This window comes from Amycolatopsis ruanii, from assembly GCF_003385175.1.
GTDB classification, from domain to species: Bacteria; Actinomycetota; Actinomycetes; order Mycobacteriales; family Pseudonocardiaceae; genus Amycolatopsis_E; species Amycolatopsis_E thermalba.
This window is the reverse complement of record NZ_PQHY01000115.1, coordinates 1-16,109: the sequence shown is the minus strand read 5'-3', so window position 1 is coordinate 16,109 and position 16,109 is coordinate 1. Positions and strand designations below refer to the sequence as shown.

The window sequence follows — 16,109 nt, the reverse complement described above, 5'->3', positions numbered from 1 at the left end:
CAGCCGGGCACTACCGTGGAACACGAGAACCTCCGGATCGGAGTGGGCCTTAGACAAGCCACATCCCAACCGGAGGTTCTCCTTTACTCAGCCAGACACGCCGCTACCAACGTCCTGACCGGATACAACTAGCTCCGGGCGTGCAACGCCTGCGCTGATGCTGACGATCGCCCGGAGCTGCTCCTGGCTCGCCCGGGCGACGGCACTTGACCGTGCCGGTCCTGGGAATCTCCAGCTCCCACGGCTCGATCCCCGACACGGCCGCGTCCATCAGCCCCTGGGCGGACAACGCGACCGGCGTCGTCATCTCCGATGCCGGACACTTCGTCCCGGACGAGCCAGCCCGGCGCCGGTGCGCGCGCGGTGACCGCGTTCATCGAGCCGGCAAGCGCACCGTGACCACGAGTCCGCCGCCCTCGCGGGGGCGCGCCGTCACCGCTCCGTCGTGGGCGCCGGCCACCGAGCGCACGATCGACAGCCCGAGACCGGCGCCCTTCGCCGAGTCCAGGCGCGGTGCGGCGCGGCGGCGGAACGGCTCGAACAGCGCCGGGATCTCCTCCGCGGCCACCACGGGCCCCGTGTTGCTCACCTCGATCTCGGCCTCGTCGCCGCGGGTGCGGGTGCTGATCCGGACCCAGCCGCCCGGCTCGTTGTGCCGGATGCCGTTCTCCACGAGGTTGTGCACCAGCCGTTCGAGCAGCAGCGCGTCGCCCAGGGTGGGGGCTTCCCCCGGCGCGTCGAGGACCGTCACGTTCGCCGCCGTCGCCTGGCCGGCGGTCTGCTCGACGACGTGCGTGACCACGTTGGCGAGGTCGAGCGGGAACCGTTCGGCGACGTGTTCCGACTTCGCCAGCACCAGCAGCCCGCTGATCAGCCGCTCGTGCCGCGAGTTGATCTGCAGCAGCTTCTCGCCCAGCTCCTTGACGTCCGGCGAGGCGCTCCGGCGGTGCATCGCGACCTCGACCAGCGACCGGTTCAGCGTCAGCGGCGTGCGCAGCTCGTGCGAGGCGTTCGCGACGAACCGCCGCTGGCCGTCGAACGACCGGTCCAGTCGCTCGACCATCGTGTTGAACGCCTCCGCCAGGTCCTTCACCTCGTCGTCCGGCCCGCGCAGCGTGATCCGCCGGTGCTGGCACGGGTCGGCGGAGGCGGCGATGCGGCGGGCCGAGCCGGTGACGCCGTGCAGCGGCGCCAGCACCCGGCCGGCGACCAGCCAGCCGAAGCCGATCGCCAGCGCACCCACCACGACCAACGCGATCGTGCCCTGCACGAGCAGCGAGTGCGCCGCCGCTTCCTTCAGCAACGCGGCCTGCTCACGCGCGACGCGCTCGGCTTCGGAGTCGATGAGCAGGTCGCCCAGGTCGTGCGCGGTGATCACCGGGTCCGTCCCGGGCGCCGGGCTGGTGCGGGTGAGCAGCTTGATCGTGCCGCGCCCGACCTGGGAGTTGAACAACGCGTAGGTGACGCCGAGCAGCACCACACCGCCGGCCAGGAACAGCCCGCCGTAGATGAGCGTGAGCCGCGCCCGCAGGGTGATCCGCCGGGGCCGCCTCACGGGATCCGGTACCCCACGCCGGTCACCGTCTCGACCACCGGCGGGTCGCCGAGCTTGCGGCGCAGCTTGAGGATCGTGAGCCGGACCGCGCCGGTGAACGGGTCGGCGTTCTCGTCCCACGCCTTCTCCAGCAGGAACTCGGCCGACACGGTCGCGCCGTCGGCCCGCAGCAGCTCGGCCAGCACGGCGAACTCCTTTTTGGACAGCGGGACGTACCGGCCGTCGCGGAAGACCTCGTGGCGCGCCGGGTCGAGCGTGATCCCGGCGCGGCTGAGGACCGGCGGCGCGGCCGGGCGCGCGCGGCGGCCGAGCGACAGGATGCGCGCGGCCAGTTCCGGGAACGCGAACGGCTTGGTGAGGTAGTCGTCGGCGCCGATGGTCAGCCCGGCGACGCGGTCGGTGACCTCCGCGGCGGCGGTCAGCATCAGCACGCGCGTCGGTGAGGACGAGGACACCAGCTCGCGGCACACGTCGTCGCCGTGCACGCCGGGCAGGTCCCGGTCCAGGACCACGACGTCGTAGTCGTTGACCGCCAGCCGGTCCAGCGCGCCCCCGCCGTCGTGGGCCACGTCCACCGCGTGCGCGTCCTCCCGCAGCCACTCCGCGATCGCCTCGGCGAGCATCGGCTCGTCCTCCACCACCAGAACCCGCACGTCACCAGCCTGACGGGCGCGGTGTTTCCTCGCCGTTAGCGATCTCGGAAACGCCCGGGAAATGCGCCGCCCCGTTTGATCTCCACCCGTTCGGTCCCGACATTTCGAAGGAGATCCCGATGCGCAAGATCCTGGCCGCGTTTCCCGTGGCCCTCGCACTGGCACTCGCCGGGTGCGGTTCCGGCGACGGCGGCGGGGACGGCGTGGCCTCGGCCGGCGGTGCCACGACCACGACCGCCGGCGCGCCGAGCGCGGGCGGAGCGGACATGGGGCTCAAGTTCGCCCAGTGCATGCGCGAGAACGGCGTGCCCATGGACGACCCGGTGGACGGCCGGATCACCATGAAGGTCGACGGTTCGATCCCGAAGGAGACGGTCGACAAGGCCCAGGAGGCGTGCCGCCAGTACAACCCGCAGGAGAACGGGGCCGCCAAGTCCGACCCGAAGATGGAACAGGCGGCCCGCGACTTCGCCGTCTGCATGCGGGAGAACGGCGTCGAGGCCTTCCCCGACCCGGAGCCCGGGCAGAAGGGCATCCGCATCGAGGGCAGCTCGGCCTCCGATCCGGACTTCGAGCAGGCGTCGCAGAAGTGCCAGGAAGTGCTCGCGGGGGCCCGCGGATGACCGTGGTGGAACCGCGCCGGCGCGGCCGGGCCCGGGTCTACGCCGTGGTGTTCGTGCTCTTCGTGGCCGTCGCGGGCGGGGCGTGGGCGGTCGTCGCGCGTGGCGACGACGGCGCCGCCCCGGCCGCGGTGGACCTGCCGCCGAGCACGGCGAAGGTCCAGCGGCAGACGCTCGACGACACCCAGACCGAGGACGGTGAACTCGGCTACGGCGCCTCCGCGACGGTGGCGAACCGGTTGCCGGGCACGGTCACCGCGGTTCCGGACAGCGGGTCCGTGATCGGCCGCGGCCAGCCGGTCTTCCGCGTCGACGACAAGCCGGTGACGTTGATGTACGGCGTGATGCCCGCCTACCGCGCGCTGGCCGAGGGCACCGAGGGCGCCGACGTGCGGCAGCTGGAGGAGAACCTCAGCGCGCTGGGCTACACCGGTTTCACGATCGACGACGAGTACAGCTCGGCCACCGCGGACGCCGTCCGGGAGTGGCAGGAGGACCTCGGCCTCGACGAGACCGGTGTGGTCGAGCTGGGCCGGGTCGTCTTCACCCCCGGCGAGATCCGGGTCGACACCGTGGACGCGAGCGTGGGCCAGCCGGCCGCGCCGGGGCAGAAGGTGCTGTCCTACACGGGCACCGCGAAGGCGGTGACCGTCGAGCTGGACCCGTCGGACCAGCGGCTGGCCCAGGAGGGCGCCGCCGTGCAGGTCACGCTGCCCGACGACCGGAAGGTGGCCGGGAAGATCACCGACGTCGCCACCGTGATCGAACCGGCCGGCGGGCAGGGCCAGGAGGCGCAGACCAAGGTCGAGGTCGAAATCGCGTTCGACGACCAGCAGGCCGTGGCGGGCTACGCGCTCGCGTCCGTCGACGTCACCTTCACCGCCGAGAAGCGCGAGAACGTGCTCGCCGTGCCGGTCGCCGCGCTCGTCGCGTTGTCCGAGGGCGGGTTCGGCGTCGAGGTGGTCGAGGGCACCACTACGCGGTACGTGCCGGTGAAGACCGGGTTGTTCGCCGAGGGCAAGGTCGAGGTCAGCGGCGACGGGCTCGCCGAGGGCATGGTCGTGGGGATGCCGAAATGATCTCGCTGACCGACGTGACCAAGCGCTACTCCGGCGTGGTCGCGCTGGCCGGGGTGTCGCTGCGGGTCGAGCCGGGAGAACTGGTCGCGATCGTGGGGCCGTCCGGGTCGGGCAAGTCGACGATGCTCAACGTGCTCGGCACGCTCGACCGGCCCACCTCGGGGAGCGTGCACATCGACGGCCACGACGTGGCGACCCTGTCCGACGCCAAGCTCTCCGCGTTGCGGGCGCGCCGGATCGGGTTCGTGTTCCAGCAGTTCCACCTCGCGGCCGGCACCCCGGCGCTGGACAACGTCGCCGACGGCCTGCTCTACACCGGACTGCGCGCGGGGGAGCGGCGGCGCCGGGCGGCGGCCGCGCTGGAACGGGTCGGGCTCGGGCACCGGATGGACCACGAGCCGCACGAGCTGTCCGGCGGGGAACGCCAGCGGGTCGCGATCGCGCGGGCCGTCGCGGGCGACCCGCCGCTGCTGCTGGCCGACGAGCCCACCGGCGCGCTCGACTCGGCGTCCGGCGCCGGGGTGATGACGCTGATGCGGGAGCTGAACGAATCCGGCACCACGGTCGTGATCATCACGCACGACCGGGACATCGCGGCGTCGCTGCCGCGGCAGGTGCGGATGCGGGACGGCCGGGTCGTCGAGGAGGTGACGCGATGACCGCCGCGTTGTCCCCGGCCCGGATGTGGCCGCGGGACGTGGTCAAGGTCGGCGCGGTCGGTCTGCGGACCCGTCCGACGCGCGCGTTCCTGTCCGCGCTGGGGATCGCGATCGGCATCGCCGCGATGGTCGCGGTGGTGGGGATCTCGTCGTCGTCGCGGGCCGAGCTGGACCGGACGCTGGCGGCGCTGGGCACCAACCTGCTCACCGTGTCGCCGGGCACCACCCTGACCGGTGAGGCGGCGCAGCTGCCGGAGACGGCGGAGGCGATGGTCGCGCGGATCGGGCCGGTGGAGTCGGTGTCGGCGATCGCCCGGCTGGCCGACGCGAAGGTCTACCGCACGGACAAGATCCCCGAGGCGCAGACCAACGGGCTCGCCGCCTACGCGGCCCGGCTGGACCTCCCGGCGACGACCGGTGCGCGGACGCGCAGCGGAACCTGGCTCAACGAAGCCACGAGCGGCTATCCGGCGGTCGTGCTCGGTTCGTCCGCGGCCGAGCGGCTGGGCATCTCGCGTGCCGGGCCGGACGTCCAGGTGCTGGTCGGCGGGCGCTGGTTCACCGTGGTCGGGATCCTCGAACCGGCGGCGCTGGCGCCCGAGCTGGACTCGGCCGCGCTGGTCGGCTGGGAGGTGGCGGCGAGCGAGCTGCGGTTCGACGGGCTGCCCACCACGATCTACACGCGCTCGCAGGACGCGCAGGTCCCGGCGGTGCAGTCGGTGCTGGGGGCGACCGCGAACCCGGCGGCGCCGAACGAGGTCGAGGTGTCCCGGCCCTCGGACGCCCTGGCCGCGCAGCAGGCGGCGGGTGAGGCGTTCACCGGGCTGCTGCTCGGGCTGGGCGCGGTGGCGCTGCTCGTCGGCGGGGTCGGGGTGGCGAACACGATGGTGATCTCGGTGCTGGAACGGCGCGCGGAGATCGGCCTGCGGCGCTCGCTCGGCGCGACGCGCGGGCAGATCCGGACCCAGTTCCTGGCCGAGTCGCTGCTGCTGTCCGCGCTCGGTGGGCTCGGCGGGGCGGTGCTGGGGAGCGTGGTGACGGTCGGCTACGCGCTCTACCAGTCGTGGCCGGTGGTGGTGCCGCTGTGGGCGGTGGCCGGCGGGGCCGGCGCGACGCTCGTGATCGGCGGGATCGCCGGACTGTACCCGGCGATCCGGGCGTCCCGCTTGTCGCCGACGGAGGCGCTGGCGACGCCGTGACGCCGAGGCGGGTGCCGTTCGCCGGGGGCGGCACCCGCCTCGCCGTCAGCCGAGCAGCTCGCGGAAGCGGTCGACGCCGATGTTGCCGCCGGAGAGGATGACACCGACCCGGCCGGTGAAGCCGCCCTTGAGCAGCCCGGCGAGGGAGGTCGCGCCGCTCGGTTCGAGGACGATCTTGAGCCGCTCGAACGCGAACCGCATCGCCTCGCGGATCTCGTCGTCGCTGACCAGGACGATGTCGTCGACCAGGCGCTGGTTGACGGAGAAGGTCAGCTCGCCGGGCACGTCGGCGAGCAGCCCGTCGGCGATGGTGCGGGCGACCGGGATCCGCACACGCTCGCCCTGGCGGAGGGAGAGCTGCGTGTCGTTGGCCTGCTCGGGCTCGACGCCGATCACCCGGATGCCCGGGTGCAGGCCCTTGGCCGCGGTGGCGCTCCCGGCCATCAGCCCGCCGCCGCCGATCGGGGCGATGAGGGTGTCCAGCTCGCCGGTCTCTTCGAGGAGTTCCAGCGCGGCGGTGCCCTGACCGGCCATGACGTGCGGGTGCTCGTAGGGCGGGATGAGGGTCAGGCCGCGGTCCGAGGCGAGCTGGTTGCCGATCGCGACGCGGTCGCCGGTGTAGCGGTCGTAGGTGACGACCTCGGCGCCGTAGCCGCGGGTGGCCTCCACCTTGGTGGACGGGGTGTCCTCGGGCATCAGGATGACGGCCTTCGCGCCGGCCAGCTTGGCCGCGAGGGCGACCGCCTGGGCGTGGTTGCCGGACGAGTACGCGGCGACGCCCTTGCTGAGCTGCTCGGGTGTCAGGTGGGAGATCGCGTGGTAGGCCCCGCGGAACTTGAAGGCGCCGATGCGCTGGAAGTTCTCGGCCTTGAGGAACGCGGTGGTGCCGGTGCGCTGGTCGAGGGTGGCGGAGGTCAGCACAGGCGTCCGATGAGCGACACCGTCGATCCGCTTGGCGGCGCTCCGGATGGCTTCGAGATCGAGCATGAGGACCATCTTATACGAGGTGTCTAGGGGTTAGACGGATCGTCGAAATTGGAGGTGCTCGTCGCCTGCCGAAGGCGGCGCGGCTTCAAAGACCAAGGGATGTCCTCGCCGGACGGGCAGGCTCCGGGATGACGGGGGATCGTTGTCGGCTCGCCTTTTCGAGGTGGTCGCTGGGTGGCTCATCCCGTCGCCTTCCGGTTTGGGTGTATCACTTTGAGCCAGGCCCGCAAGGTTGCGTTGTCCGGCGGCGATTGGCGGCCTGGGTTGCGGGCCTGGCTCAAAGTGATCGTTGCGGTGTCAGGCGACGGGATGACCACCCAGCTCTTCGGGGGTAGGGCAGGCCGCTGCGCGGCGTTGCAGGTAGCGCTGCTCGGGCAGGCTCGTGGTGCGTTTTGCGGCTCGCTGGTATTCCTCGCGGGCCTGTTCGTGTTCTCCGGCGCGTTCCAGCAGGTGGGCGCGGACCGCGTGCAGGCGGTGGTGTTCGGTCAGGCGGGCGTCCTCGGTCAGCGGGTCCAGCAGTGCCAGCCCGGCTCGCGGGCCCGACGTCATCGCCACGGCCACCGCCTTGTTCAGGGTGACCATCGGGTTCGGGGCCACCCGCTCCAGCAGCTGGTACAGCGCCACGATCTGCGGCCAGTCCGTCTCCTCGTCGCTCGGCGCCTCGTCGTGGACGGCGGCGATCGCGGCCTGCAGCTGGTACGCGCCGAGCCGCCGGGTCTTCGCCAAGGCCTCGCTGACCAGGGCGACTCCCTCGTCGATCAGGGCGCGGTCCCAGCGGCTCCGGTCCTGTTCGGACAGTGGAACCAGCTCACCGCCGACGCTGCGGGCGGCGCGGCGGGCGTGGGTCAGCAGCATCAGCGCCAGCAGGCCCGCGACCTCCCAGTCCGACGGCAACAGCCGCCGCACCAGGCGGGTCAGGCGGATCGCCTCGGTGGCCAGGTCGTCGCGCTGCAGGTCGGGTCCGGTGGTCGCCGTGTAGCCCTCGTTGAACATCAGGTACAGCACGTGCAGCACCGCGTCGAGCCGCTCGTCCCGGTCCTCCGCCGGCGGCAGCGCGAACCGGGCGCCCTTCACCTTCTGCTTGGCCCGGCTGATCCGCTGGGCCATCGTCGCCTCGGGGACGAAGAACGCCTTCGCGATCTCGGCCGTCGTCAGGCCACCCACGGCCCGCAGCGTCAACGCGATCCGCGACGGCGCCGACAACGACGGGTGGCAGCACAGGAACAGCAGGGTGAGCGTGTCGTCCGCGTCGCCCGGGCCGCGTTCGTCGGCGCCCGGCGCGACCAGCAGCGCCGCCGGGGTGGCGAGCAGGTCCTCGTCCTCCCGGCGACGCCGCGCGCTGTCGCTGCGCATCCAGTCGGTCAGGCGCCGCGTCGCGACCGTCAGCAGCCACCCGCGCGGGTTGTCCGGCACGCCGGCCTCGGCCCACTGCGTCGACGCCGCGAGCAGCGCCTCCTGCACCGCGTCCTCACACGTGTCGAGCCCGCCGTAGCGGCGCATGAGGATCGCCAGCACCTGCGGCGCCAGCTCGCGGAGCAGGTCCTCGGTCATCCCTGGCCGCCGGGCAGCACCGGCCACACCTCGACCTGCCGGAACGCGCCGAGCAGCTCGCCGGTCGCGGAGTTCTTCATGCGCGTCATCCTTCCTGATCGCCCGTCCGCCGGAAGGAGGTACGGAGCGGGCCGTCTTCCCTCGACACGGCGCGCGAGGAATTTTTCCGGCCTAGAGTTCTCGATGTGGACCTGCCCGTGATGCCGCCGGTCAAGCCGATGCTGGCGAAGGCCGTGCACGAGATGCCCCGCGAACCCGGGCTGCACTACGAGCCGAAGTGGGACGGGTTCCGCTGCGTCGTGTTCCGCGACGGTGCCGAGGTCGAGCTGGGCTCCCGCAACGACCGGCCCCTGACCAGGTACTTCCCCGAGCTGGTCGACCTGCTCAAGGCCGCGTTGCCGCAGCGGTGCGTGGTCGACGGCGAGATCGTCATCGTCACCCGCGACGGCCTCGACTTCGACAACCTCCAGCTCCGCCTGCACCCCGCCGCGTCCCGCGTGCGGAAGCTGGCCGAGGAGACGCCGGCGAGTTTCGTGGCTTTCGACGTGCTCGCGCTCGACCACGCCGACCTCACCGGCGAGGCGTTCCGCCGTCGCCGGCACGTCCTCGAAGGGGTGCTCGACGACTCACTCGCCCGGGTGCACCTGACCCCGATGACGCAGGACCCGGACGTCGCGCAGGACTGGTTCACCCGGTTCGAGGGCGCCGGGTTCGACGGGGTGATGGCCAAGCCCGGGGACCTGCCGTACGAGCAGGACAAGCGCGTGATGTGGAAGGTCAAGCACGAGCGCACCGCGGACTGCGTGGTGGCCGGGTTCCGCTGGCACAAGGACGGCAACGGGATCGGGTCGCTGCTGCTCGGGCTGTACGACGCCGACGGGCGCCTGCAGCACATGGGTGTGGCCAGCAGCTTCACCGCTGCGCGGCGCCGTGAGCTGGTCGACGAGCTGGCGCCGCTGCGGGAGGGGGCGATGGAGAACCACCCGTGGCGGGAGTGGGCGTCGTTCGAGATGGACGGCAGGCGGGTGCCGGGCGCGCAGAGCCGGTGGAACGCGGGCAAGGACCTGTCGTGGGAGCCGGTGCGGATCGAGCTGGTCGCCGAGGTGCGTTACGACCACCTGCAGGCGGGCCGCTTCCGCCACGCGACGCGCCTGGTGCGGTTCCGGCCCGATCGGACGCCCGGGTCGTGCCGGTACGACCAGCTGGAAGAGGTGCCGCCGGCGGAGCTGACCGCCCTGTTCAGCGAGGTGAGAGCGTGAGCGCCGTCCCCATCGAGGGCACCGAGGTCACCATTTCGTCGCCGGACAAGATCTACTTCACCGAGCGGGGCGAGACGAAGCTCGATCTGGTGCGCTACTACCAGGCGGTCGAGGGGCCGCTGATGAACACGCTGCGGGACCGGCCGTTGCTGCTGGAGCGCTACCCGGACGGGGCGAGCGGCAAGTCGTGGTTCCAGAAGCGCGTCCCGAAGTCGACGCCGCCCTGGGTGCGGACGACGGTCGTGTCGACCCCCAACGGCACGACTTCCGATGCGCTGGTGGCGGCTGATCTGGCGCACATCCTGTGGGCGGTGAACCTGGGTTGCATCGGGTTCCACGTGTGGCCGTACCGCGCTTCGGCGCCGGATTTCGCCGATGAGCTGCGGATCGACCTGGACCCGTCGCCGGGGGTGGGCTTCGAGCAGGTCCGCGAGGCGGCGGTGCTGACGAAGGAGCTGCTGGACTCGCTGGGGATCACGGCGTACGTCAAGACCACCGGGTCTCGGGGTCTGCACGTCTACGTCGCGCTGGAACCACGGTGGGATTCGTACGCCGTCCGTGCCGCGGCGGTGGCGCTGGCGCGTGAACTGGAGCGGCGGCACCCGGATCTGATCACGGCGCAGTGGTGGAAGGAGGAGCGGGGCGCGCGGGTCTTCGTGGACTTCAACCAGAACGCGCCGCACAAGACGGTGTTCGGCGCGTGGTGCGTGCGACCGCGCGCCGGGGGCCAGGTCTCGACGCCGATTTCCTGGGGCGAGCTGTCCACTGTGGAGCCGGCTGAGCTGACGCTGTCGACGGTGCCGGAGCTGGTCGCACGCCGGGGCGACCCGTGGGCGGAGATGGGCGCGCGGCCGCAGTCCATCGAGGCGCTGCTGGAGATGTCGGAGCGCGACATGGCAGCGGGGCTGATGGACGCGCCGTGGCCGCCGGTGTACCCAAAGCAGCCGAACGAGCCACCAAGGGTAGCCCCAAGCAGGGCGAAGAAGGGTTAGGGAGGGAGCTGGCGGCCGGCAAGGCAACCGACTACGCGCCAGTCCTCCCCAGCATCGGAAACCGGCGGCCGGCACCACAAGCGGCCCGGCACTCAGCTGACCGCGCGGCAGCCCTGCGAACCGCCGGCCGGCAACGCAAGTGGACCGACTACACGCCAGGGCCGCGCGGCAGCCCTGCGCTACCGGCGGCCGGCAACGCGAGTGGCCTGGCACTTAGCTGACCGCGCGGCAGCCCTGCGAACCGCAGCCCGGCAACGCAGCAGGACCGACTACCCCAACCAGACCTCCCCCGCCCCCGATCCACAGCCGGTCTTTGGTCGCCGATCAGGCGTGTCAAGGTACTCTTTCCCGCCTTGACACGCCTGCTCGGCGACTGAAACACAATCAGGCATCGGGGGCGGGGGTGGTCGGAAGGTGACCGTTCGGCGCCGTGAGGCGCTTTCCGCCCGCAGGGCGGGCTCTCCGCCTGCCCAAGCCGCCGGTTCAAAGATCAAAAGATGTCCTCGCCGGACGGGCAGGCTCCGGGATGACCAAGGGGTGCCTCGTCTCGCCTTGGCGAGGTGGTCGCTGGGTGGTCATCCCGTCGCCTTCCGGTTTGTGCATATCACCTTGAGCCAGGGCCGCAAGGTTGGCATGTCAACTCGCGCCCCAGCGGAGGTTGCGGCCCTGGCTCAAGGTGATCGTCACGTGTCAGGCGACGGGATGACCACCCAGCTACCTTGGGTTCAAAGACGGCGCTGGCGCGCCGTCAGCGGCCCAGGTATCCGCCCATCGCTTTGAAGTGCTGCGTGGCCGGTAGTTCCGTGCCGTCTTCCAGGCGTACCCGCTCGATCACCAGGCCGTGGTTCTTCCCGAAGCGGGCGTCGGCGCCGGCGACGATCACCACGCCTTCTCCCTCCGGGATGAAGATGCGTCCGGGCGTGCCGCCGTACCGTCCCTTCGAGACGGATGCCTTGATCACCCGGATCGTCTGTCCCTTGTGGGTGGTGAAGGCGTTCGGGTACGGGTCGGACTGGGCGCGGACCAGGCGGTCGATGTCTTCGGCCGGCCAGGTCCAGTCGATGCGGCTGTCCTCAATGGATCGCTTGTGGAAGAAGCTCGCCTTGGAGCGGTCCTGCGGCACCGGCTCGTAGTCGCCCGATTCGAGCTTCGCCAGTGCCTCCGACACCACCGGGGCGATCAGGTCCACGGTGCGGTGGAACAGATCGGTGACCGTGTCCCGCGGACCGACCTCGACGGCCCGCTGCAGGATGATGTCGCCCGCGTCCAGTTCGTCGTTCATCATGTGCGCGGTTACGCCGACCTCATTCTCCCCGTTGATCAGCGCCCAGATCAGCGGGGAGAAACCGGCGTAGGCGGGCAACAGCGAATCGTGCACGTTGAGGGTGCCCCGGGGCGGCAGGTTGAAGATCTCCGGCGGCAGCCAGGTGCGCCAGTTGTTCGCCACAATGATCTCCGGCTCGGCCTCCTTGAGCCGCGCCGCCACCTCGTCGTCCGGGCGGTTGCGCTCGATCACCGGAACACCGTTCTCCCGCGCGAGTTCCGCGACCGAGTCGGACCAGATCTTCTCGTACGCGTGGTCGCTCTTCGGGTGCGTCACGACGAGCACCACCTCGTGACCGGCGTCCAGCAGTGCACGCAGCGTGCGGTGCCCCCACGTCTGGTAGCCGAACATCGCGACCCGCATCGGTCCTCCTCGTTCCGGGATCAACATCACGCCCGAATGTAGTAGTTAAGCCTCCCCTAACTTAGGTTAGGGTTGCCTCGGTTGTACATCTACGGATAGGACGGGCATGCCAGAACCGCAGGAAGTTCCGGTCTACGACCTGGTCGGGGTCGGCTTCGGCCCTTCGAATCTCGCGCTGGCGATCGCCGTCACCGAGCACAACGCCGGCGGCGGGGCGGCGGTCACCGCGCACTTCCTGGAGCGGCAGCCGCGCTTCGGCTGGCACCGGGGGATGCTGCTGGACAACGCCACCATGCAGGTGTCGTTCCTCAAGGACCTCGTCACCATGCGCAACCCGGCCAGCGAGTTCAGCTTCCTGTCCTACCTGCACAGCCAGGGGCGCCTCGTCGACTTCATCAACCACAAGAACCTCTTCCCGCTGCGGATCGAGTTCCACGACTACCTGGAGTGGTCGGCCGCCAAGGTGGACGACCTCGTCTCCTACGGCCGCGAGGTTGCCGGGATCACGCCGGTTCCGGGCGAGGAAACGTTGTTCGACGTGCGGACCACCGACGGGCAGGTGTTCCGCGCCCGCAACGTCGTGTTCGGCACCGGGCTGCGGCCGAACCTCCCCGAGGGCGTCACGACCAGTGACCGGATCTGGCACAACCACCAGCTGCTGCACCGGATCGGCAAGGTGACCGACCCCGAGCGGTGCGTCGTCGTCGGCGCCGGGCAGAGCGCTGCCGAGGTCACCGCCTTCCTGCACGACAGGTTTCCGCGGGCCGAGGTGTGCTCGGTGTTCGCCCGCTACGGTTACAGCCCGTCGGACGACAGCTCGTTCGCGAACCGGATCTTCGACCCGGAAGCGGTCGACGCGTTCTACACCGCGCCGGAGGACGTCAAGCGTCGGCTGATGGACTACCACGGCAACACGAACTACTCGGCCGTGGACCTCGACCTCATCGACGACCTGTACCGCCGCGTGTACCGCGAGAAGGTGCAGGGCGTGCAGCGGCTGCGGATCTTCAACGCGTGCCGCCCGATCGACGTCGACGAGACCGAGTCCGGTGTCCGCATGGCGATCGAGTCCCTGACCACGGGCGAGAAAACGGTGCTGGACGCGGACCTCGTCGTCTACGCGACCGGATACCGTCCGGCCGATCCGACGTCACTGCTCGGTGAGCTGGCCGCGAAGTGCCGCCGCGACGAGCAGGGCCGTCTGCGCGTCGAGCGCGACTACCGGCTGGTGGCCCCGGACGTCAAGGCCGGGCTGTACCTGCAGGGCGGCACCGAGCACTCGCACGGCATCACCGCCTCCCTGCTCTCCAACACCGCGGTGCGGGTCGGCGAAATCCTGCGCTCGATCCTCGACCGGCGGGAACCGTCGTTCGACTGGCCGGCCCAATACGCGGTCAGTGGTGTGAAAGCCGAGGAGTGGGCGTGACCGAGTACGACCTCGAGACCTTTGGATCGGTGGCTGAGCCACTGAGCCTCGTGACCAGGCTGGCGCGTGCCGGGTTCGACGACTACGTCGTCTACGAGCGGGACGGCGTGTGGACGTTCGCGGGTGGGGCGCTCGCGACGGTGTCACTCGACGCCGAGCGAGTGCGCATCTCGTACGGCGGCGAGGTGACCGATCGTGCGTGGACCGGGTCGCCGGGCGAGGCGATGCGGTCGGCGCTGGCGGAACTGCCCGTCACGGGATGGAACGCCTACGGCCGCGTGCACTTCTCGTTCGCCGGGCTGGTGCCGGGGCTGGGACTGCGGGGCGCCGCGACCCCACCGGGCGAGGTGGTGCGGGTGATCGTGCCGCGCACCGAGGTGCGGCTCGACGGGCACACGGTCGGCATCCGCGGCGTGGACGCCGCCGAGCGGGCGCGGGTCCGCGAAATCCTCGAAGCGTCGTTCGCGGCGGACCAGCCACAACCGGCCGAAGTGGACGTCCGGGCCGGTGGCGAGAGCTACCGCGAGCGGGTCGCGCAGGCGGTCAAGGAGATCCGGCAGGGCCAGTACCAGAAGGTGATCCTGTCCCGGGTCGTGCGGATCCCGTTCCCGGCCGACCTGGTCGCGACCTACGAACTCGGGCGGCGCGGCAACACCCCGGCCCGGTCGTTCCTGCTGCGGCTGGGCGGTGCCGAGGCGGCCGGGTTCAGCCCGGAGATCGTGGTGTCGGTCGACGCGAGTGGTCAGGTCACGACGCAGCCACTGGCCGGCACGCGCGCGTTCGGCCGGGGCAGCGCGGCGGACGCGGCCGCGCGGGCCGAGCTCGAGTCGGACCCCAAGGAGGTGTTCGAGCACGCCGTGTCGGTGCGGACCGCGCAGGAGGAGATGCGGCGGGTGTGCGTGCCGGAGTCGGTGCGGGTCGGCGACTTCATGGGCATCAAGGAGCGGGGCAGCGTGCAGCACCTGGCTTCGCTGGTGAACGGGGACCTCGCGGACGGCCGGTCGGCGTGGGACGCGCTGGAGGCGGTCTTCCCGGCGGTGACCGCGTCCGGCATCCCCAAGCGCGAGTCCCTGGACGCGATCTCCCGGATGGACGATCCGCGCGGGTTGTACAGCGGCGCGGTGATAGCGCTTTCCCACGACGGCGCCCTGGACGCGGCGCTGGTGCTGCGGGCGGTGTACCAGGAGGGTGCGCAGGCGTGGCTGCGCGCGGGCGCCGGGATCGTCGCGGACTCGACGCCCGAGCGTGAGTTCGAGGAAACCTGCGAGAAGCTGGGTTCGGTGGCGCCGTTCGTGGTGCGCGCCTGACTCGTGAAAAAGGCCCCGGGGTTGCCCGGGGCCTTTTTCAGCGGCGGCGCCAGAGTAGCCAGCCGAGGTAGGCGCCACCGAGCGCGGCGGTCGCCACCCCGACCGGCAGCGTCGCCGAGCCGGCGATGCGCTGGGCGACGAAGTCCGCGGCCAGCACCAGCAACGCGCCCATCCACGCGGCCGGGAGGATGCCCGCGCCGGCGGCCCTGGTCAGGCGCTTGGCCAGCTGGGGCGCGGTGAGGGAGACGAAGGCGATCGGCCCGGCGGCGGCGGTCGCGATCGCGCAGGCCGCCGTGCCGACGACCAGCAGGTAGACGCGGCTGCGTTCGACCGGGACGCCGAGCGCGGCCGCGGCGTCGTCGCCCATTTCGAGCATGTCCAGCCGTCGCGTGCCGGCGAGCAGCAGCGGGATCAGCGCGACCAGGGCGATCGCCAGTGGCCAGAACTGGGTCCAGCCGAGGTTGTTGAGGCTGCCGGTGAGCCAGACCGTCGCGCGGGCGACGTCGGCGAGCTGGGCGTTGACGATCAGGTAGAAGTTGACGGCCTGGAGGATCGCGCTGACGCCGATGCCGACCAGGACCAGGCGGGAGCCGCGGACGCCGCGCTGCCAGGCGAGCAGGTAGACGGCGAGCGCGGTGACCAGCCCGCCGGCGAGGGCGCCGCCGGAGACGGCCAGGGTGCCGCCGCCGAAGAGCAGGATGATCAGCAGGCCGCCGGTGGTGGCGCCGTAGTTGAACCCGATGATGTCCGGGCTGCCGAGCGGGTTGCGCGACAGGCTCTGGAAGACGGCGCCGCTCATGCCGAGCGCGGCCCCGACGGCGAGCGCGATGAGCACGCGGGGCAGCCGGAGGTCGAGCACGGCGAAGTTCGTGATGCGGCTGCCATTGCCGAGCAAGGTGCGAACGACATCGAGCGGCGCGACGGCGATCGACCCGGTGCCCAGGGCGAGCACCCCGAAGACGACGACCGCGACCGCAAGGGCGACACAAACGAGGAGCGAGCGTCGGTTGGCGGGATGGGGCGCCGTGCGGGCCTTGGTGAGGAGCTGGGTCATGAGGGGGCCGCCTCGTGGTGGTGCGAGTGGGCGGGTGGTGTGGGTGTGGTTGGGCCGCTCGTGCGGGGGGTGGTGTGTGGG

14 protein-coding genes are annotated in these 16,109 nt (G+C 71.5%); 8 read left to right on the top strand and 6 right to left on the bottom strand.

What is annotated here, in order from left to right; genetic code table 11:
- Nucleotides 1–373: 373 nt before the first annotated feature.
- Both D0D28_RS33630 and D0D28_RS33625 read right to left on the bottom strand, forming a co-directional pair.
- Nucleotides 374–1,555 carry a sensor histidine kinase gene (locus D0D28_RS33630; protein WP_116115180.1) on the bottom strand — a complete coding sequence of 394 codons (1,182 nt, stop codon included), beginning with the start codon at nucleotides 1,553–1,555 and terminating at the stop codon, nucleotides 374–376.
- A complete protein-coding gene (locus tag D0D28_RS33625; RefSeq protein WP_094003833.1) occupies nucleotides 1,552–2,208 on the bottom strand; it encodes a response regulator transcription factor in 657 nt (218 codons plus the stop codon). The genes D0D28_RS33630 and D0D28_RS33625 overlap by 4 nt, the downstream gene beginning before the upstream one ends.
- A 119-nt stretch (nucleotides 2,209–2,327) precedes the next feature.
- Between D0D28_RS33625 and D0D28_RS33620 the strand changes: the two genes are divergently transcribed.
- The 4 genes from D0D28_RS33620 to D0D28_RS33605 are packed head-to-tail and all read left to right on the top strand — an operon-like array spanning nucleotide 2,328 to nucleotide 5,765.
- Nucleotides 2,328–2,831, top strand: a complete 504-nt coding sequence (locus D0D28_RS33620) for a hypothetical protein (RefSeq protein WP_116115178.1) — start codon at nucleotides 2,328–2,330, stop codon at nucleotides 2,829–2,831.
- Nucleotides 2,828–3,907, top strand: coding sequence for an efflux RND transporter periplasmic adaptor subunit (locus D0D28_RS33615; RefSeq protein WP_240323455.1), 1,080 nt, complete (start codon nucleotides 2,828–2,830; stop codon nucleotides 3,905–3,907). Before D0D28_RS33620 ends, D0D28_RS33615 begins: the two co-directional genes overlap by 4 nt.
- Nucleotides 3,904–4,566: an ABC transporter ATP-binding protein gene (locus tag D0D28_RS33610; RefSeq protein WP_116115176.1), complete on the top strand. Its 663-nt coding sequence runs from the start codon at nucleotides 3,904–3,906 to the stop codon at nucleotides 4,564–4,566. The genes D0D28_RS33615 and D0D28_RS33610 overlap by 4 nt, the downstream gene beginning before the upstream one ends.
- On the top strand, nucleotides 4,563–5,765 hold the full coding sequence (locus D0D28_RS33605; RefSeq protein WP_116115175.1) for an ABC transporter permease: 1,203 nt from the start codon (nucleotides 4,563–4,565) through the stop codon (nucleotides 5,763–5,765). The genes D0D28_RS33610 and D0D28_RS33605 overlap by 4 nt, the downstream gene beginning before the upstream one ends.
- Before the next feature lie 45 nt (nucleotides 5,766–5,810).
- Here the strand turns inward: D0D28_RS33605 and D0D28_RS33600 are convergent, their stop codons facing one another.
- Both D0D28_RS33600 and D0D28_RS33595 read right to left on the bottom strand, forming a co-directional pair.
- Nucleotides 5,811–6,752, bottom strand: a complete 942-nt coding sequence (locus D0D28_RS33600; protein ID WP_116115184.1) for a pyridoxal-phosphate dependent enzyme — start codon at nucleotides 6,750–6,752, stop codon at nucleotides 5,811–5,813.
- A gap of 297 nt (nucleotides 6,753–7,049) precedes the next feature.
- Nucleotides 7,050–8,303, bottom strand: a complete 1,254-nt coding sequence (locus D0D28_RS33595) for an RNA polymerase sigma factor (protein WP_116115173.1) — start codon at nucleotides 8,301–8,303, stop codon at nucleotides 7,050–7,052.
- A gap of 185 nt (nucleotides 8,304–8,488) precedes the next feature.
- Here D0D28_RS33595 and D0D28_RS33590 point away from each other — a divergent pair, with 185 nt between their 5' ends.
- Nucleotides 8,489–9,562 (top strand): ATP-dependent DNA ligase, encoded by a 1,074-nt coding sequence (locus D0D28_RS33590; RefSeq protein ID WP_205413431.1) that lies wholly within the window; start codon nucleotides 8,489–8,491, stop codon nucleotides 9,560–9,562.
- Nucleotides 9,559–10,554, top strand: coding sequence for a non-homologous end-joining DNA ligase (gene ligD / locus D0D28_RS33585; RefSeq protein WP_116115171.1), 996 nt, complete (start codon nucleotides 9,559–9,561; stop codon nucleotides 10,552–10,554). Before D0D28_RS33590 ends, ligD begins: the two co-directional genes overlap by 4 nt.
- Before the next feature lie 748 nt (nucleotides 10,555–11,302).
- On the opposite strand, the gene D0D28_RS33580 is transcribed toward ligD, so the two are convergent.
- Nucleotides 11,303–12,241 (bottom strand): methionyl-tRNA formyltransferase, encoded by a 939-nt coding sequence (locus D0D28_RS33580; protein ID WP_116115169.1) that lies wholly within the window; start codon nucleotides 12,239–12,241, stop codon nucleotides 11,303–11,305.
- 106 nt (nucleotides 12,242–12,347) lie between these two features.
- Between D0D28_RS33580 and D0D28_RS33575 the strand changes: the two genes are divergently transcribed.
- Nucleotides 12,348–13,667: a lysine N(6)-hydroxylase/L-ornithine N(5)-oxygenase family protein gene (locus tag D0D28_RS33575; protein WP_116115167.1), complete on the top strand. Its 1,320-nt coding sequence runs from the start codon at nucleotides 12,348–12,350 to the stop codon at nucleotides 13,665–13,667.
- Entirely contained in the window at nucleotides 13,664–14,974 is a 1,311-nt protein-coding gene (locus D0D28_RS33570; RefSeq protein ID WP_205413430.1) for a salicylate synthase, read from the top strand. Before D0D28_RS33575 ends, D0D28_RS33570 begins: the two co-directional genes overlap by 4 nt.
- 37 nt (nucleotides 14,975–15,011) lie before the next feature.
- Here the strand turns inward: D0D28_RS33570 and D0D28_RS33565 are convergent, their stop codons facing one another.
- Nucleotides 15,012–16,028, bottom strand: coding sequence for a FecCD family ABC transporter permease (locus D0D28_RS33565; RefSeq protein ID WP_116115163.1), 1,017 nt, complete (start codon nucleotides 16,026–16,028; stop codon nucleotides 15,012–15,014).
- Nucleotides 16,029–16,109: the final 81 nt, after the last annotated feature.